Source organism: Paraburkholderia fynbosensis, from assembly GCF_902859935.1.
Lineage (GTDB): Bacteria > Pseudomonadota > Gammaproteobacteria > Burkholderiales > Burkholderiaceae > Paraburkholderia > Paraburkholderia fynbosensis.
The window spans coordinates 51,537-69,437 of the sequence record NZ_CADIKI010000031.1; the positions used below are offsets into that span (position 1 = coordinate 51,537).

The 17,901-nt window shown below is 61.0% G+C and carries 18 protein-coding genes and 1 pseudogene; 10 read left to right on the forward strand and 9 right to left on the reverse strand.

Annotated elements, in window-relative coordinates; genetic code table 11:
• Nucleotides 1–3 precede the first annotated feature (3 nt).
• Nucleotides 4–417, reverse strand: a complete 414-nt coding sequence (locus HV770_RS34615) for an ester cyclase (RefSeq protein ID WP_175165959.1) — start codon at nucleotides 415–417, stop codon at nucleotides 4–6.
• A gap of 210 nt (nucleotides 418–627) precedes the next feature.
• Here HV770_RS34615 and HV770_RS34620 point away from each other — a divergent pair, with 210 nt between their 5' ends.
• Nucleotides 628–1,284, forward strand: coding sequence for a GntR family transcriptional regulator (locus tag HV770_RS34620; RefSeq protein WP_281366307.1), 657 nt, complete (start codon nucleotides 628–630; stop codon nucleotides 1,282–1,284).
• 59 nt (nucleotides 1,285–1,343) lie between these two features.
• Here the strand turns inward: HV770_RS34620 and HV770_RS34625 are convergent, their stop codons facing one another.
• The 4 genes from HV770_RS34625 to HV770_RS34640 form a co-directional block, all read right to left on the reverse strand.
• Complete coding sequence (locus HV770_RS34625) at nucleotides 1,344–2,081, reverse strand: amino acid ABC transporter ATP-binding protein (protein WP_175165961.1); 738 nt, start codon at nucleotides 2,079–2,081, stop codon at nucleotides 1,344–1,346.
• Nucleotides 2,059–2,736: an amino acid ABC transporter permease gene (locus HV770_RS34630; protein WP_246291482.1), complete on the reverse strand. Its 678-nt coding sequence runs from the start codon at nucleotides 2,734–2,736 to the stop codon at nucleotides 2,059–2,061. The genes HV770_RS34625 and HV770_RS34630 overlap by 23 nt, the downstream gene beginning before the upstream one ends.
• A gap of 11 nt (nucleotides 2,737–2,747) precedes the next feature.
• Nucleotides 2,748–3,416, reverse strand: coding sequence for an amino acid ABC transporter permease (locus HV770_RS34635; protein ID WP_175165963.1), 669 nt, complete (start codon nucleotides 3,414–3,416; stop codon nucleotides 2,748–2,750).
• 82 nt (nucleotides 3,417–3,498) lie between these two features.
• A complete protein-coding gene (locus tag HV770_RS34640) occupies nucleotides 3,499–4,326 on the reverse strand; it encodes a transporter substrate-binding domain-containing protein (protein WP_175165964.1) in 828 nt (275 codons plus the stop codon).
• A gap of 181 nt (nucleotides 4,327–4,507) precedes the next feature.
• Between HV770_RS34640 and HV770_RS34645 the strand changes: the two genes are divergently transcribed.
• From HV770_RS34645 to HV770_RS34670, 6 genes are read left to right on the forward strand one after another with little or no spacing between them, the layout of a single operon-like run.
• Nucleotides 4,508–4,795 (forward strand): (2Fe-2S)-binding protein, encoded by a 288-nt coding sequence (locus HV770_RS34645; protein ID WP_175165965.1) that lies wholly within the window; start codon nucleotides 4,508–4,510, stop codon nucleotides 4,793–4,795.
• Nucleotides 4,788–6,221, forward strand: coding sequence for an FAD/NAD(P)-dependent oxidoreductase (locus HV770_RS34650; protein WP_175165966.1), 1,434 nt, complete (start codon nucleotides 4,788–4,790; stop codon nucleotides 6,219–6,221). Before HV770_RS34645 ends, HV770_RS34650 begins: the two co-directional genes overlap by 8 nt.
• On the forward strand, nucleotides 6,218–7,417 hold the full coding sequence (locus tag HV770_RS34655) for an NAD(P)/FAD-dependent oxidoreductase (protein WP_175165967.1): 1,200 nt from the start codon (nucleotides 6,218–6,220) through the stop codon (nucleotides 7,415–7,417). The genes HV770_RS34650 and HV770_RS34655 overlap by 4 nt, the downstream gene beginning before the upstream one ends.
• On the forward strand, nucleotides 7,414–8,382 hold the full coding sequence (locus tag HV770_RS34660) for a dihydrodipicolinate synthase family protein (RefSeq protein WP_175165968.1): 969 nt from the start codon (nucleotides 7,414–7,416) through the stop codon (nucleotides 8,380–8,382). The genes HV770_RS34655 and HV770_RS34660 overlap by 4 nt, the downstream gene beginning before the upstream one ends.
• Nucleotides 8,379–9,806 carry a dihydropyrimidinase gene (hydA, locus tag HV770_RS34665; protein ID WP_175165969.1) on the forward strand — a complete coding sequence of 476 codons (1,428 nt, stop codon included), beginning with the start codon at nucleotides 8,379–8,381 and terminating at the stop codon, nucleotides 9,804–9,806. Before HV770_RS34660 ends, hydA begins: the two co-directional genes overlap by 4 nt.
• A gap of 13 nt (nucleotides 9,807–9,819) precedes the next feature.
• On the forward strand, nucleotides 9,820–10,047 hold the full coding sequence (locus HV770_RS34670; protein WP_175165970.1) for an FmdB family zinc ribbon protein: 228 nt from the start codon (nucleotides 9,820–9,822) through the stop codon (nucleotides 10,045–10,047).
• 95 nt (nucleotides 10,048–10,142) lie between these two features.
• Here HV770_RS34670 and HV770_RS34675 read toward each other — a convergent pair whose 3' ends face one another.
• A complete protein-coding gene (locus HV770_RS34675) occupies nucleotides 10,143–10,568 on the reverse strand; it encodes a DUF3830 family protein (RefSeq protein WP_175165971.1) in 426 nt (141 codons plus the stop codon).
• A gap of 180 nt (nucleotides 10,569–10,748) precedes the next feature.
• Here HV770_RS34675 and HV770_RS39145 point away from each other — a divergent pair.
• A pseudogene (locus HV770_RS39145) lies at nucleotides 10,749–10,907 on the forward strand (ISKra4-like element ISBugl3 family transposase); the annotation flags it as partial.
• Nucleotides 10,908–11,298: 391 nt separating this feature from the next.
• On the opposite strand, the gene HV770_RS34680 reads toward HV770_RS39145, so the two are convergent.
• Complete coding sequence (locus HV770_RS34680) at nucleotides 11,299–11,826, reverse strand: hypothetical protein (protein WP_175165972.1); 528 nt, start codon at nucleotides 11,824–11,826, stop codon at nucleotides 11,299–11,301.
• A gap of 169 nt (nucleotides 11,827–11,995) precedes the next feature.
• Complete coding sequence (locus HV770_RS34685; protein WP_246291491.1) at nucleotides 11,996–12,265, reverse strand: HU family DNA-binding protein; 270 nt, start codon at nucleotides 12,263–12,265, stop codon at nucleotides 11,996–11,998.
• A gap of 1,254 nt (nucleotides 12,266–13,519) precedes the next feature.
• Here HV770_RS34685 and HV770_RS34690 point away from each other — a divergent pair.
• Both HV770_RS34690 and HV770_RS34695 read left to right on the forward strand, forming a co-directional pair.
• The gene (locus tag HV770_RS34690) at nucleotides 13,520–15,226 is read left to right on the forward strand and encodes a site-specific integrase (RefSeq protein WP_175165973.1); all 1,707 of its coding nucleotides are present in this window, start codon (nucleotides 13,520–13,522) and stop codon (nucleotides 15,224–15,226) included.
• A 214-nt stretch (nucleotides 15,227–15,440) separates the two neighbouring features.
• Entirely contained in the window at nucleotides 15,441–15,710 is a 270-nt protein-coding gene (locus HV770_RS34695) for a DUF1488 family protein (protein WP_175165978.1), read from the forward strand.
• A 710-nt stretch (nucleotides 15,711–16,420) separates the two neighbouring features.
• Here the strand turns inward: HV770_RS34695 and HV770_RS38305 are convergent.
• The gene (locus HV770_RS38305; protein ID WP_217468681.1) at nucleotides 16,421–17,509 is read right to left on the reverse strand and encodes a hypothetical protein; all 1,089 of its coding nucleotides are present in this window, start codon (nucleotides 17,507–17,509) and stop codon (nucleotides 16,421–16,423) included.
• Nucleotides 17,510–17,901: the final 392 nt, after the last annotated feature.

Consider the following 17,901-nt stretch of genomic DNA (forward strand, 5'->3'; position numbering starts at 1 on the left):
AGCTCAACGCTGGCCGAGTTGCGCGACGACGGCTGCCAGCGTATTGACGCCCCAATGCTCCACATAGCGGCCGTCACGCACGCGCACGATGTCGATCACGTCGATGGCGATCTCTTTTCCGGTAGCTTCGACGCCCGCCAGCGTTCCAACGTGTTTGCCGGAAATAGTCTTGCGCGTGGTGACCTTGTCGCCGTCGCACAACTGCTCGTGGATCTGCACCCGCATGGTGCCGATTGCCGGGCGCAGCACGGACGCAAATGTGTTCCACATCGTTTCGGCGCCGCGCAGCGCTTCGTTCGGCGCCGACCAGTTGATGAAATCGGGCGCCATCAGCGCGTCGAAGGCGTCCCGCTTGCCGTCCTGAATCACGTCGCGATTAAAGCGCGCGACAACCGCCTTGAGATCGTTGCTGTTCATAGCCTGCCCGATGACTGATGACGATCGGCCGCTTCGAGTAGCGGATGTACATGATGATACTATACAGCATGGCTGTATATTTCAAGGTCGACGTGCAAGCGCCTGCCGAACGCCGGATCTTTTCGTCCGCGATCGCCGTGTCGACCACCTGCCTCTCTTGCACAACCGCATACACTACGTATACTTACGGTATAACTTTCGCGAGGCAGCGTGGCTACTTCTCCTTCTGCAGGCTCTGAAAAATTGGGCGAACTGGCGTATCACACGTTACGCCGAATGATTCTCGACAAAGCGTTGCGCAGCGGCGGCCCGGTCGTCGAAGGGCGTCTTGCCGAAGAACTCAACATCTCCCGCACGCCCATGCGCGAGGCGCTGCTGCGTCTCGAAGGCGAAGGTCTGCTGGTGCGCGCGGGCGCACGCTCCTACTCGGTGCGCTTTGTCAGCGCGCAGGAGTACTTTCAGGCAATGAGAGTTCGCGAATTGCTTGAAGCGGAAGCCATTGGTCTTGCAATCGGCAAGATCGACAAGAAGGTCGTTCAGCAACTGATCAAGAAGATCAAAGGGCTCAGCAGTGGCCAGCAGGAGCAGGCCCACTGGCAACTCGACGATCAGGTGCACACCATGATGGCGCGCGCGAGCGGCAACGGGGTGCTCGCGCATATGATCGACCTCGTACGCACCAATAGCCGCCTGTTCGAACTGGTGACGCCGTTCAACCGCATCGAAGACGATCGCGCGGAACATCTGGCGATTCTCGAAGCGTATCTGACCGACGACGCGGAAGCATCGCGCGCGGCGGTGCGTCAGCATTTGCAGAACCTGCGCCACTTCGTGCTCGAACGCCTCGCGGAAGGTACTTACAGCTAGCCGTGTTGGCAGACCTGCTGCGCGTTGCAGAGCGCAACAGGATCGCGCAATCACTCGCGTCAGTGGCGCAAGATCTTGCCGACGAATTCGCGCGTTCTCGCTTCCTGCGGCGCGTCGAATACCTGCTGCGGCGTGCCGGATTCGATCACATGACCGCCCGCCATGAATACAACCTTCGACGACACCTCGCGCACGAAACTCATTTCGTGCGACACGATAAACATCGTGATGCCGTCCGAAGCGAGCTGGCGGATCGTGTCCAGTACTTCGTTGACCAGTTCGGGGTCGAGCGCGGCCGTCACCTCGTCGAGAAACAGCACTTTCGGTTTTAGCGCCAGAGCGCGCGCAATCGCCACGCGCTGCTGCTGACCACCCGACAATTCGTCGGGGTAAGCATGCAGCCGATGCGCGAGACCGACACGCGTCAGCAGATCGATCGCGTTTTTTTCGACTTCCTGACGCGGCCAGCCCTTTATCTTCGTCGGCGTAATCATCACGTTGTCGAGCACTGTCATATTCTGGAACAGATTGTACTGCTGGAACACAATAGCGATGTCCGAGCGCAATGCGCGCAACGCGGCCTTGTTCGCGTAGTTCACCACTTCGCCGTTCAGCGACACGCGCCCATGTTCGGGCGGCAGCAGTCCCATCAATACGCGCAGCAACGTACTTTTCCCCGATCCCGACGGGCCGATCAGACTGACGATCTCGCCCTTCTCCACCGACAGGTTGATGCGCTCGAGCACGGTATGCGGTCCATAAGACGCTTTCAGGTCAACGATTTCGAGTTGCGGCAAGTTTGTTCTCCATGCGCTTACCCAAGCGCGACAACGGATACGACATCAGGAAATACAACACCAGGATCGCGCCATACACCAGCGTCGCCGAGAAGCCCTTGTTGCTGAGCACCTTGCCGGCCGACGTCAGTTCCATCACGCCGATTTGCGACGCGAGCGCGGTGTCCTTGATGAACATCACGAAGAACCCGAACGTTGGCGGCACGATCACGCGCCACGCTTGCGGCACGATCACATGCCGCAGCGTTTCGAGGTAGCTGAAATTCAGCGTGCTCGCGGCCTCCCACTGATTGATATGCACCGACTCCAGCCCACTGCGCACGATCTCGCCGAGATACGCGGACGCGATCAGACAGACGCTGATCAACGCAACGTTGAACGTCGACAGATTCGCATTGAGCGACTGCGTGGCGAAAAACACCAGCATCAGCGTGACGAGAAACGGCACGCGGCGAAACACGAGGCAGTACGCGAATACGATCGCGCGCACCGGCGCCATCGCGCGCGAACGCGTCACACGCAGTACCGCGACGGCGAAGCCCGCGATAAAACCCGCGAAGCAGCCGATCGCCGACAGCACGAACGTCGCCGCGAGTCCTTCCAGCAGCAACAGCAGGTTGTAATACGAAAACAGATGCGTGAGTTGAGTCATCATCGAACCGGCCATCAAAACACCTTTATCTTCGCACGGCACACGTGACGGCCGAACATCGCGAGCGCGAAGGTCGCGAGTATCGTGACGCCGATGTACATCACGGCGGCCACGCTGAACGCCTCGACCGACAGATACGTCTGCGACGCAATATTGCTGGTGCGCCCGGTCAGTTCCTCGACGCCGAAGATCGATGCCATCGAGGTGCCGAGCGTCATCACGATGAACTGATTCGACAGCGGCTGGAACATCACCTTCATCACATGCGGGAAGATCACGTGACGCACGATTTGCGGCGTCGAGAAACCGAGTACTTCGGCCGCCTCTATTTCGGCCCAGCGTACCGACGCGAATCCCGCTCGCTGGATCTCACAAAGATACGCCCCTGCGTTAAAAGTCGCTCCTATCAGCACCGCCGTGAACGGCGATAATGTGATGCCGATTTCTGGCAAGCCGAAAAACAGAAAGAAGATCTGCACGAGCTGCGGCGTGTTGGTTGCAAAGCTCACGTACGCCGTCACGATGTGGCGTAAAAGCGGCGGCCCATAACGCAGGATCGACGCGCACATGAGACCGATCACCATGCCGAAGATAAACGCGAGCACGGCAATCTGCAGACTGAGCCATGCACCACCGAGCAGATAGGGCCACTGCTCGAGGATAGGCCCGAACTGAAGCGTCATCGAATCCGCACTCCCTGAAACGAGTGGCGCGGTGCCGTGTCTTCGTCGACGAAGACGCCTCGCACCACGGCCGGTTGATCAATTACTGCGCTGCGACGGTCGGCGGCGCGGCGGTCGGGTCGTACAGCATCGGGCTGCCGAACCACTTCTTCCAGCTGGTGGCAACGTAGCCATCTTTTTGCAGCGTGCCGATTTCCTTGTTCAAACGTTCGGTCAGCGCCGTATTGCCCTTCCTGATGCCGATGCAGTCATAGTCGACTTCGATCGGCGCATCGACCACGCGCCATTTCGTCTGATAGTTCTTCGTGTAGCTCAACATGAAATCGAGCACGTCGATCAGTGCATCGGCGCGGCCCTGCGCCATCGCGCGCACCGCATCCGGGTAGTTGTCGAGCAACAGCAATTGCGCCTTCGGCAGCTTGTCCTGAATCAGCTTGATCGGCGTCGTGCCGCGCACCTGCACGAGACGTACCGACGGGTCGTTCAGCGCCATGTAGTCCCTGTACGGCTTGTCCTGCGTCGTCAGCACGCCCAGCACTTCGGTGTTCACCGGGTCGCTGAAGTCGATCACTTTCAGGCGGTCGGCGTTGCGCGTCATGCCGCCCATCACCGCATCGATCTTGTCGGCCATCAGGAAAGGCACGCGATCGTTCGAGCCGACCGGCACAATTTCCAGCTTCACACCGAGCGAGTCGGCGATCTTGCGCGCAATCGCGACGTCGAACCCGTCGATATTGTTTTTCGCGTCGTAAGTACCAAGCGGTGGCAGGTTCGGATTGATGCCGAACACGATTTTCTTCGACGCAATGATCTCGTCGAGCGTCCGCGCGCCGGCGTCGATCGAGCCGAGCAGCGCACAGGCCGCAAGACCGGTTGCGAGCAGGCGGCTCAACATGAGCGAGGGTTTCATACTGTGACTCCGTGACAGGGCGTGATGGTGGTTTGACTACTCCAACGAGGTATTCGCAGTGTCTCGTTTTTTTGGCGACTTTGCGTATACGTATCGTATACGTTAGCATCAAAACATCGCCTAAATTAGTTGTCAAGCGAGACGGACAACGCCACCGGCAACGAAGTCTGAAGAGGACGCAATGCGTATTCACGATCCCAACCGCCCTGCTGCGGTCGAACTGTTTCTCGATGGTAGACGCTATTGCGCGCATCCGGGCGAGAGCGCTGCCTCAGCGCTGTTCGCCGCTGGCGTAAAGGCGCTGCGCGCAAGCCCGCGTTTGAATCGCCCGCGCGGCATGTTCTGTCTGATGGGTTCCTGCCAGGAGTGTCTGGTTATGGTCGACGGTGCGCGGGTGCTGGCATGTCAAACGCCTGTTGCAAGCGGCATGCGTATAGAAACCATTCCGGAGACTGGTGTCGATGTCTGAAATGAAGTCCTTGTTCGATGTGATCGTGCTTGGCGGCGGCCCCGCCGGCACGCGCGCGGCGCTCGCCGCGGCGTCCACTGGCATGCGCGTCGCGCTGTTCGATGAAAATGCTTCGGCGGGCGGCCAGGTGTATCGCGCGCCGATCGACGGCGTCACGTCGAAGCCAGACGCCGATCAGGCTGACGGCGACGCGTTGCGACGCGAGCTTGCGACGAGCAGTGTCACGACGTTCTTTCGTCATCCCGTGTGGGCGGTGACCGGCAACTATCGCGTCGATGCGACTGGCCCCCATGGACCGCTCCATTGCACCGCGCGCGCGCTGATCGTCGCGTCCGGCACCACCGAGCGCGTGGTCCCGTTCGAAGGATGGACGACGCCTGGCGTCATTGGCCTCGCGGCGGCGACCATTCTGCTGAAGTCGCAGCACATGCTGCCCGGACGCTCGACGCTCGTCGCCGGATGCGGTCCTCTGCTGGCGGCGGTCGCCGCGAAGACGATCGAGGGCGGCGGCAAAGTAGAAGCGATCGTCGATCTCGCGAGCACTGGCGACTGGGCGCGCTCGATGCCCGCGTTGCTCGGCCGACCGGATCTGCTTCGGCAGGGGTTCAAGTGGTGGAACGTGATCCGTCGCGCGGGCACGCCGCGCTACGCTCGCCACACCATCGTTCGCGTCGAACCGCTCGGCGAGTGCCTGCGTGCGACGCTCGCGCCGTGCGACGCCGCCGGACGCGTGATCGACGGAGAACGCAAGACGGTGCTGAGCGATTGCATCGCGGTCGGCCACGGTCTCACGCCGTCGAGCGAAATCACGCGACTGTTGCGCGCGAAACATCGGTATTCGCGCGCGGCCGGCGGCTGGATCGCCATCGCCGATGCCGATGGCCGCACTTCCCGCCCGCTGCTTTTCGTGGCCGGCGACGGCGCGGGCATCGCGGGCGCAGCCGCAGCCGCGACGCACGGCACGCTGGCAGGACTCGCGTGCGCGCGCGATCTCGGCGCGCCTCAAGCGACGGCCGTCGAACGCGTCGCAAAACTGCGCGACGCTTATCGTGACGCGTCGCGTTTCGGCCACGCCATGGCGAAGCTGATGGCGCTGCGGCCCGGTCACGTCGACAGCATCGCGCTTGACACCATCGTCTGCCGTTGCGAGGACGTGACGCGCGCCGAGATCGACGCGGCCTGCGACGCGGGCGCGCACGACGTCAACCAGTTGAAGGCATGGACGCGCTGCGGAATGGGCCCATGCCAGGGCCGCACTTGCGGAGACGTCGCGGGCGAACTGCTGATGCGCCGCCTGGGCGCGCCGTCGCGTGACGACGTCGGATGTTTTTCCGCCCGTACGCCGCTGCGTCCGGTGACGATCGAAGCGCTCACCGGCGATTTCAGTTACGACGACATTCCGATTCCGAAGGCTGCACCGCTATGAACGAACGGAACACACGTACCGTCGAAACCTTGCACAAACCGTTCGACGTCGTCGTGATCGGCGGCGGCGTGATGGGCTGCACCACGGCGCTGTTTCTCGCGCGCGGCGGCATGCGCGTCGCGCTGATCGAACGCGATGCGCTATGCCGCGCCGCGTCCGGCGTTAACGCCGGCACGTTGACCTTGCACATGACGCGCGCTGCGCTCGTGCCCTACGCGATCCACGCATGGAAGATGTGGATGGAAGCCGACCAGTGGCTTGGCGAGGGCGTGCTCGCGACGGCCGCGCCTGGCATGTCACTCGCCTTCACTGACAGCGAGCGCGAGCTGCTGCGTGCGCGCGCTGCCACGCGCCGCGAATATGGCGCGCAAATCGATCTACTCGATGCCAACGCCGCGCTGCGCGTCGAACCGAACTTGAATCCTGCGATGCTGGAAGCCGCGCATTGCACGACCGACGGCTTCGCGAGCGCCTATCTTACCGGCCGCGCGTATCATGCCGCGCTGCGCGCGGCCAGCGTGCAGATCGTCGAAAATACGCCTGTCACGCGCGTCGAAAGGCTCGCCGGGTGCTATCGCGTGCATGGCTCGCCGGCCGGCAACGCGCCGCTCGCGATCGACGCGACGCGCGTGGTGATGGCGGGCGGCGTATGGCTCGAACCGCTGCTCAGCATGCTCGACATTCGCATTTCCGTCAAAACGCTGATCAACCAGTTGATCGTCACCGAGCGGATGCCGCCTGTCATGCGCACCGTGCTGAGCATCGCCAACGGTCTTCTGTCGATGAAGCAGTTCGCGAACGGCAGCGTCGTCATCGGTGGCGGCTGGCAAGGCGTGGGCGATCGCGAACGAGGTCCCGTCGAAACCATTCCGCAGAATCTGACCGGCAATCTACGGCTTGCGCAGCATGTGATTCCCGCGCTCGCGAAAGCGCGCGTCGCGCGCATCTGGCTTGGACTCGAATCCGAAACCGCCGACGCCATGCCGATAATCGGCGCGCTGCCCGGCCTCCACAACGCATACGTGATCGGCTGCGTGCATTCCGGTTATACGAGCGGCCCCTATATGGGCAAGCTGCTATCGCAGGCAATGCTCGGCGGGACGCCCGAATTGCCGCTGTTCGATCCCGCGCGGCTGATCGCGCCCACTTCCGCAGATGCTGCGCCCGCCCTTTCCCATCGAGAACCCATGCAATGATTCCCTCGGACGACGCTCCCCTTAACGGCATCTATGCCGCCACCTTGTGTCCGCTCGATGCGCACGGCCGCCAGCTCGACGAAGCCGCGCTCGCGACTCATCTCGACACGCTCGCGTCCGTCGACGGCATCGTGGGCCTGCTGATCAACGGTCATGCCGGCGAGAACTTCGCGCTGTCGCGCGAGGAAAAACGCCGCGTACTCGACATCGCGCATGAAGTGTGCGGCGACCGTTCGATCATCGTTGCGGGCGTGAATTCGGAGGACAGCTTCGAAGCCCAGGCGCATACCGACGATGCAAAAGCCGCCAGCGCCGATATAACGCTGCTGTTTCCGCCGTATTCGTGGGCGTTGTCGACCGATCTCGCGACCGTCGTCAATCATCACCGGATTGCCAACGCGAACGCGAAGCTGCCGATGATGCTCTATCAGGCCGGTGTCGGCACCGGCGGCATGGCCTACACCGCGGAGATGCTCTCGGCGCTGGTAAAGCTGCCCGAAGTGGTTGCGATCAAGGAAGGCAGTTGGGAAACGGCCCGCTACGAAGCGATTCGCCGCTACGTCAAATCTGTCGCGCCGCATGTCGCAGTGATGGCGTCCGGCGACGAGCATCTGTTCACGTGTTTCGCGATCGGCACCGAAGGCAGCGTCGTCAGCCTCGCGGCCATCGTGCCTGAACTGGTCGTCGCCCTGTATCGTGCGGTGCAGGAGCGCGATCTGGCCGAAGCGCAGCGCCTGAACGAACATGTTTATCCACTCGCGAAGGCCATTTACGGCACGGCGCCGGGCACGCATGCAAATGCGCGCCTGAAGGCCTGCCTGCATCTGCTCGGCAAGATTCCGCACGCCGCCGCACGCGCGCCGATTCCGTCTCTGCAGGCGGCCGAGATAGCGCTTCTCGACGAGGCGCTGTCGTTTGCCCTTTCATTCGATGTTGCGATTGACCACGACCGGAGCGCTTCATGACGCAAACCTCGACCCGCACGCTGATTCGCGGCGGTCGCCTGATCACGGCCATCGACGACTATATCGCCGACATCGTCATCGAAGGCGAGCGGATTGTGTGTATCGGCCAGCAGATCGAAGCCGGCCCCGACACCAAAGTGATCGACGCACAAGGGCTGCTGGTGTTCCCCGGCGGCGTCGATGCGCACACGCACATGGAAAACACGTTCGGCCCATCCGTCACCTGCGACAACTTCGATTCCGGCACGCGTTCCGCGGCATTCGGCGGCACGACGACGATCATCGACTTCGCGTTGCAGGAAGCCGGCACCAGTCCGCTCGACGCGATCGCACGCGCGCAGCAGAAGGCGGGATCGGTCTCGCACATCGACTACGGTTTTCATGTGATCGTCACGCACGTCGACGATCAGGTACTCGCCGACATGCAGCACGCGATCCGCCACGAAGGCGTGTCGAGCTTCAAGATGTTCATGGCGTATCCGGGCACGGTGATGTCCGACGACGCGTCGATCTTCCAGGCAATGCGAATGGTCGGCCAGCACGGCGGCATGATCGCATTGCACGCGGAAAACGGCACTGTCATCGATCTGCTGATCCGCGAAGCGCTCGCGCAAGGCCACACGTCGCCCCGCTATCACGCGCTGACGCGTCCCGCGATCATGGAGGGCGAAGCCACGCATCGCGGCATCAAGCTCGCCGAACTCGCCGAAGCGCCGGTGTATTTCGTCCATCTGTCCGCGAAAGAAGCGCTGAAACATGTGATCGAAGCGCGCGATCTTGGCATTCCCGTGTTTGCCGAAACCTGCCCGCACTATCTGTTTTTCGACGAATCCGCGTACGCCGACGATAGTTTCGACATGGCGCGCTACGTGATGAGCCCGCCATTGCGCTCGAAAGAAGCACAAAACGCGCTGTGGACCGCACTGAAAACCGACGACCTGCAATTGATCTCCACCGATCACTGCCCGTATTGCCTGAAGGAAGGCCATCGCGGCAACATCAACCAGAAGCCGCTCGGCGCCGACGATTTCTCGAAGATTCCGAACGGCGTGCCGGGCGTCGAAACGCGGATGACCGTCGTCTACGACGGCGGTGTGCGCACCGGCCGCATTTCGCTGAACCGTTTCGTCGAATTGACATCGACGGCGCCCGCGAAGCTGTTCGGGCTGTTCCCGAAGAAAGGCACGCTCGCGATCGGTAGCGACGCCGATGTCGTGCTGTTCGATCCGCGCGAATCGCACAAGATCAGCGCCGACACGCAACATAGCGATTGCGATTTCACGCTGTTCGAAGGTCATCACGTGACGGGGCGCGTGAAAAAAGTGCTGTTGCGCGGCGAAGTGCTGATCGACGACGGCCAATGGGTCGGCCCCGCTGGCGGCGGACAGTTCGTCGCGCGCGGCGAGCTCGGCACGCATTTCTGACGCGATCCGCGCAATGCCTTTTTACAACTACCGTTGCGCGCAATGCGGTGTATTCGACCAGATGCGCCGCGTCGCGATGCGCGACGAAGCGGCGCTGTGTCCGCAATGCGGCGCGCCGTCGGTACGCGAGCAGAATGGGCTTCCCGTTCTGCTCGCTCGCAGCGAAGACACTTCGATGACGGATGAAGGGGAAGGTGCCTATTTAGGCAGACACGCGAGCAGTTGTTTTTGCTGCGTTTGAGATGACGATGTTCGTCGGTGTGAACTGCCTGATTCGCTTGATTCGCTAAAAAAGGGCGTTGCTCGCTGCAACGCCCTTTGTTTCTATTCGGAGCGTCAAATCGCTTCGAACGTGATGTCTTGTGCGCCCTCCCACAACACCTTGACGCCGAGCTTGCGCAGATTTTCCTTGCCATCGACGACAGTCAGGAAGTGATTGCCCGCGAGCTGGCCCAGCTTGCTCGCGAACAGGCACGATCCGTACGCCATGATGATTTCGGTTTCGCTATATCCGCCCGGATAGAACAGAATGTCGCCAACCGACGGGTGGCTTGTGTGGTTCTCGAAGCCAACTTCGACGCCGTCGTTTTCGAGCTTGAACTCGCCCAGCGGAACCCAGCAGCCCTCGCCGCTCCAGCGCACGTGGATAATTTTTTGCGTGTAAGGCAGCAGCTTCAGAAACGCAGCGACGGTCTGCGGTGCGTCGGGATTCGTTTCAGCAATGAAAGTCATGCCGCAGGAAGTGATACGAAGTCGGGTCATGGCAAGGTTCGGTTGAGGATGGATGCAGGCCGGTTCAATCGGGAGCATTGTGTCGGCGCCGACGACGCATCGACAGGGACAATTAATTCGGATTCCGTCGGGCCAGTTTCGCGCACGATGCCGCACTGCGTCAAACGTCAGCGATATCAGTCTGCGGTTTTCAGAGTGTTGCATTGAGCCATCAATCGTCGGCTCTCAAAGCGGCAACAAATGCGTTGGTCCATGAAGGGAGCTCACTATCTGCTGCAGACCCGCGTCGAGCTGCTCGATGGAAGACCGGAAAGCTGCTTTAGAAAACGATACCCGCATTCCAGGTCGCCCGATGCCGTTCGACGTTGAACATACACTCCCCCACTTTTCGTTCGCTCCCAGAATAAGTGGACACCAACAATATTAGTCATCGTCAATTGCGTCCGCACGGCTCCACCGCGATCGCAACTCGCCGTCATCCGAAAGTACGAAGATCTGCGAGGCCACCGCGACCCAGAACTGAAATGACGACATCCAAGAAGCTCCCAACGTTCCGCCTGATATGCCGGATACCCATGTTCTGAACCCAAAACGAAATCGCCAGTATTCTTGGATTCGCTGCGTTGCATACTTGATTTGATTACAGTTCCACCAATGCCCCCAGCGATAGTCCCACGCATCATTGAAAGCGAAGTTCTGAATCAGCGATCCTTGCAGTGAAGTGACGTGCGCTCGTTCCGCCCCTCCTGGGAAAACGACTCTACCGGGCCAAGAACTCATACTCTTCAATCGAAAATCGCAAGTTTCCTTTTGAAAGTTTGGGTTCAAGCTCGGGAATTCCCGGCAACGTCACAATAACTGCGTGCTTATTCAAGTTGCACACCTGAATAGGCTCCTGGTATCGAAGGCCAGCACCGCGAACCTCAAGGATCATCTCGAGCCTAGAAACTTCTTTCTTCAGCGAACGGAATGCTACCCGACACGCTCTCGGCTCGGGATATCCAAAATGTGGAAAACTGACGTCGTATTCGACGCCATCCCAAAGCTCGCTCCAACTTGACCCGAGCTGCGTACGCTTCATCCAGGTCAGGTGAGAATGGCGATACGTCGGCAAAATGAACCAACGGGTGAGCTTGTCAACGAGCCAAGAAGAAGTCTTCTTAAGAATACTCAAGACCCATCGCAGAACCCCAAACGATACGTGCATAGACATTGAAGTATTCCAATTTAAATTTTGAGACGTCACGGGCACGTGAACACGGTTTTTAATTTTGTCGACGACCATCATGCCCAACTTTTCCCAGGCTGAACTCACTCGTCATCGATTGTGAGTGCAATTGAGCCCGGCATAAGTGACGCTGCGGCAGTGCCATACAGCATATGCCCGGACCGCAGTTAGCCGGTGCCCCATCCTTTCGACGCCCGACGATAGGGGCAGAACTGTCTGCTGGCGACTGTCAGCCGCGGACGCCGTTCACTGCGTCATTGAATGCCTTGCCCGCGGTGATCTTCACGGTCTTCGCCGCAGGAATCTGGATCTCGGCACCGGTCGCCGGATTCCGCCCGACCCGCGCCGCATGCGCCCCGGTCGAAAACGAGCCGAAGCCGATCAGCTGCACGCTGTCGCCCTGCGAGAGCGCGGTGGTGATGGTACCGATCAGCACATCGAGCGTTGCGGCGGTTTCAGCCTTGGTGGAGCCCGTCTTCGCGGCGACAGCATCGACCAGATCCTATTTGTTCATTGTTTGTCCGGTAGAGGGAGTAAAGAAGTCACCACCCTACCCGATTCACCCGCGGCCGCGCAATCGGCACGCAGCGGGTGAAGCCGGGATATTCCCCCTGCCCGCACCTTGTTATTCACCGCACAACGGCGACCGCCTCCGCGGTTTCGCTTTGGTTCAATGGATGCACATCTATCCGATCCTCAGATTTCACGACTCGCGGTCGGGCCTAAGCGCTTCGCAGCTATTACACCATGTCCACTCAGCGCAGTGATCCCCGAGGCCGCGACAAGATTTGCCGTCTCGCGGTTAGAACGCGAATAGACGCAACCATGTCCGTCATCGTGGCAGTGCCTACCGATTTTCCGTGGCTTTGACAGCTAGACGCGAATATTCCGGCATTGCTTGATCCCGCTTCTGCCATCAATGCCGAGGAAGCGGCGCATGGAAGCCTGATGTGTGCGATGCAGCATCCGGGGACATTCTGGTCTGTTCGGCGAGTATTCGCCGGATATGCGCCAGCGACCGCTCCCCGGTAGCCGTTGGCGCATGCGCGGACGCGCGGAGCGCTGGCACCGTCAGCCCAAGCTGGCGGCAGACCGTGGAAATATGGGGCTTAACTGGATCACATCGGTTGGTGGCTTTTTTTAAAATTGCAAGAAAGGCTTGATCGTCCTGCGCCTGCTTTGCCCTGTCCGCGCGCTAGGCCGGCCATCGGCTTCGAGAATTTCCTGGGTCACCTTGTTTTCATTGCTCACTCACTTTGCTGTCTTTTGTTCGTGTAACTTTCTCAGGGCACATCCACAGGTCTACAGTTCTGACGTGTCGGCTATCCGTCCGGTTTGGTGACACGCCGCCTTTTTCACGACCTCAGCGCCCGCGCAGCCACGGTTGTATTTATGAATGAGCAGACGCCATGTCGCCGCAGAGTACCGTTTCAAAAAGCCCGCAGGCCCCTCCCGTCCATGTGAAGTCGTAACTATTGGCGCCACGCCGTCGACGAAAGTCATCACGCAATGGGCGCGCAGTCGGCCAGAAACAATGATGGCGCAGAGGCCTAAAACGCGGAATTGACTCAAACCCCGCGAAACTGCAGACGCATTGACAGGACGCGCGGTTGGTGGCGGCTCCGATTGAGATTTGGCTACAAAGTTAATTGTGTACACGCTCGAGTTTTCCAAGAAAACATGCCGCTCAATGTAGCTGTTAAGATAAGTTTTCTTATCTTAAGATGACTGTTCATGCGCTAAACTCCCATGCATGAAAACGCGTCTCATCCTGCCCTCCACGCCCGCCCCTGATGCTGCATCGACTTTCCCCGATGCCGACGAACTCGCCGTGCTGCGCGCGTGGTATGCGGGCGTACCGGTGCGGCAGGCCGTCGCGCGTTACCTGCCCTCCGCACTCGGCGACGGGAAATCGGCGCGCGGCGTGCTCGGGCGCATCCGCGGCAAGCTGCTGGACGTTGCGCGCGCGGCCCATCGCGACGACCTTGTCGCACTCCTGACTCATCCGGCGGCGGGACGTGAGCAGCATGCGAAAGGCGCCGCGCTGGCGATCGAGGCTTTGCGCACCGCCCGCCCGCCGGAACCGCAGATCGCCGACGACATCGCGCAATGGCTCGCGCCACGCGCGGTGCAGGTGCTGCGCGCGCACGGCGTCATGACGCTCGCCGATCTCACCGTGCGCATTCCGCGCCGGCGCCAGTGGTGGAAGGCGGTGCCGGGCCTCGGCATGGCGAGCGCCCGTTCGATCGAGGCTTTCTTCGCCGCCTGGCCCGCGCTCACGGACCGGGCGCGTGCGCTGGTGGTCGCGAGCCAGCGCGGCGACATCGTGCCTTGGGAGACCCTCAAACTGCCGCACGAAGTCGACGGCTCCGCCGGCACGTTCCGCGCCCCGCCCGCCACCTGCACGCTCGACGCGTCCAACGACTACGAGGCCGTGCAGACATGGCTGTCCCTGCACGAGTCGCCCGCCACGCAGCGGACCTACCGCAAGGAAGCCGAGCGGCTGATTCTCTGGGCCATCCTCGAGCGCGGCCGCGCGCTGTCGTCCCTGACGACCGATGATGCGATCGCCTACCGGACGTTCCTGCGCCATCCGTCTCCGCGCGGACGGTGGATCGGCCCGGTGCGCCCACGCACGTCGCCTGACTGGCGGCCGTTCACTGGCAGTCTGTCCGCGCGTTCGGTCGCGCACGCGCTGTCGATTCTCGGCGCCCTCTTCCGCTGGCTGGTCGAACAGCGCTACGTGCTGGCCAATCCATTTGCGGGCATCAGGGTGCGCGGTGGCAAAACCACATCGGCGCTCGACGCGTCGCGCGCTTTCACGGACGGCGAATGGGCCCTGTTGCGTACGATCGCCGACGGCCTCGAATGGTCTTACGGCTGGACGGCTCAGGCCGCACAGCGCCTGCGGTTCCTGCTCGACTTCGGTTTTGCAACGGGCCTGCGCGCGAGCGAACTGGTCGGCGCGACGCTCGGTCACGTCGAAACGGACGCACGCGACGAGCACTGGCTGCGCGTCACCGGCAAGGGCGGCAGGCTGGCACGAGTGGCGCTGCCGCCACTCGCGTGGGACGCATTGGCGCGTTATCTGGCCGAGCGCCAGCTGCCGGCTACTGCTGCGCGCTGGCGGCCAGACACACCGGTTATCGGCAGCCTGGAAGCGGATAGCGCAGCGACCATCAGCAGTGTGCGGCTGTGGGGTGTCCTTGAGCGCTTCTTCTGCGTTGCCGCCGATGCGATCGAAACCGATCACCCGCCGCTCGCTGAGAAACTGCGCCGTGCCAGCCCTCACTGGATGCGGCATACGCACGCCACCTACGCGCTCGGGCACGGCGCAGAACTGACGACAGTGCGCGACAACCTGCGGCACGCCTCGGTGTCGACCACGTCGATCTACCTCCATAGTGACGAGGTGAAGCGAGCGCGGCAGATCGGTGAGGCATTTAGGAGCCCGAAGTGAGCGCGACGACCTGTATGACCGCTAGCCCGGTGGTTGACTGTTTCCTGATAACCGGTCGATCGCCGGTACAAACCGGCAAGCGGAGCGCGCAATGCTCCGCCGACTTTTGTGATGTCAGGCAGCCTGTGGCCTGATGCCGGCGACCATCGCTGGCATCACCGGAGCGATCGACAGCCTGCTCACTCGCCTACGAGATAAACGCCCGGAACCCGCCATGGAAAAACCTGAATTCGAGCCGCAGATTCTGGCAAATCGACAGGGCGCGTCGTTCTGGCTCGTCCGCGGAAACACCACCGTCGAATGCATCGTCACGATTGCAGCGCCGGAGACCCATTTCTGGCTTGAGCCGCGGGCCGGAGACGCCCGGATCCTGAGGATCTTCCGGGACGGGTACAGCCGCATCCGCGCGATCGCCGAACGGAAGCTACTTCCGCATTCGTGCGCACTCCTGGAACTGGCACCCGATGACTTCGAGCGCCCCTGAACGGCGCGGGCGCATCGGGCACGCTTCTCGAAGCATGAACAATTTGGCCGGCGGCCCCTTTTTGCGCAACGCTGTTGTGGCGGAGCCAAGCCGGCCGCTGTGAGGGCCTGACCGTTAGTTGCAGACCAACCAATCGGTTGATTTTCTTACGCGGCACTACCTCCAGCACTTCTTGGCTGGAAAGGAGAATCGGCGGCCGCTGCGGCCTGTCCCTATGCGCGAGATCCCAGCGCCGCTCCTGCCTGCTCAGCCGGTGGTGTCCCTCGATGCGAGGAAAGCCCGAAACGTTCCGTGCCCCAAGAGCCCGTCTCGGAATGGGCGCATCGCCCCGTCAACCCGCTCTCCGCCGGGACGAAGCGGCACTTCAGCGGACGGCTAGCTGAGCGGTCGGGCAGCGGTCGGTACTCCGGGAGGACGGCAAGTCGGCCGAAGCCGTCATTCGAGCATCGGCATCTGTCAGGCTGCTGCCTGCCGCTTCCCGACATTCGCGGGTGGGCGGACGCGAATGACAGGTCTGGCGAGTGCCGAATGCGTACTCTCGACCCACTCCTGCCGTTCGCCACCCCTGCGTTTGAATGGCGGTTTCCAAATTTGCAGCAGCCGTCCATCTACTCGCCTCGATCGAAGTGTGTTCGACGCAGTGGTCGCGGGTAACCGACGCCCAAGGCTGGAGTCAGACGCCTGTGGATTTCACGGGGGCCAATACGACATCAACGCTGGAACAACCGCATGATCGCCCCAACCGTTCTAGCAATCGCTTGTGCGTGCGACGCGTCATTGCCTACCACGATGGGCGATGCGTTGTTCCGTTTTCCGGAGGTCTGTTTGGTGGCCTCCCGGTGCGCGTGCAGTAGATCTGCATAGAGCCGAACGTCGTTACCTGCCATTTTGGAGATTTTGTCTCGGGCGATTTTCTCGTTGAAAGCCTCCGCCACATATTTTTCGAGCAAATTGGAGGATTGCCCCTTTCCAGAGTTCTGCTGGAGAGTCTCCCGGTATGCACGCATTAAGCCGGCATAGAACTGGACGTCGTTGCCCGAGAGCCTGGAGATTTCATCCCTAGCCCTCTTCTCGTCGAAAGCTTTCGCAGCGTATTTCGCAAAGAGTGGCTCCAAACTTGAGTCGTTCAGCATTTTTACAGGCACTGGCTTAGCCGCCTTCTTTGCCGGAGTGACCTTCTTTGCCGGAGTCACCTTCTTTGCCGGAGTGACCTTCTTTGCCGGAGCGGCCTTCTTTGCCGGAGTGACCTTCTTTGCCGGAGTGACCTTCTTTGCCGGAGTGATCTTCTTTGCCGGAGTGACCTTCTTTGCCGGAGCGGCCTTCTTTGCCGGAGTGACCTTCTTTGCCGGAGCGGCCTTCTTTGCCGGAGTGACCTTCTTTGCCGGAGTGACCTTCTTTGCCGGAGCGGCCGTCTTTGCCGGAGTGACCTTCTTTGCCGGAGCGGCCTTCTTTGCCGGAGTGACCTTCTTTGCGAGAGCGGCCGTCTTTGCCGGAGTGGCCTTCCTTCCCGGAGTGGCTCCCTTCGCCGGGGCTTGCGTACCCGAGAGCGCAGCTAGACGCTCAATGATCTGTTGTCCACGCTCGTTGAATTTTTCGATCGCACGATCAGTCAGCTGAAAGTCAATGTCATGTGCCTCGAAATTCCGAACCTGATTGAAGCGTCGAATCTCTGTCTCAAGATCTTCTGCAAGAATGCCACGCGCATTCTTTAGCTGTTCGCCGATTCCGCGCCCCGCGATCCCCATAACCTTCAACAGATGCTCAATTCTTTTCGCGTTATCAACGAGTTTCGAACCCATTCACCACCCCGATTTGACTGATCTGGATATAACCTTTCAGAATATCATAGGACGATGCGATCTCCCAAGCTCGCAAGATGGCGCAACAAACTTAAATCTAGAGCGACATGGCAAGCCGCATATACGCCTTCCCCAATCGAACGGCCGATGACTAATGCGGAACCGACGTCTGAGTGACCGAGTCAAGTCGCGGATGAATGACGCGTACTGGCCGGTCACTGCCTTATGCAATTGGCATAGGCAGCTTGAGCTGCGAACACCCTTGATCGTCTGCACGCCACGGCGGATTCAACCGGTGGATGCAACACACTAGAAGCTGCGTGAGCAGTGGGAGTGTTGCAAATGAAACAGCGACGCCGGATTTATTACAGTGAGGCGCAGAAAGCACTGAT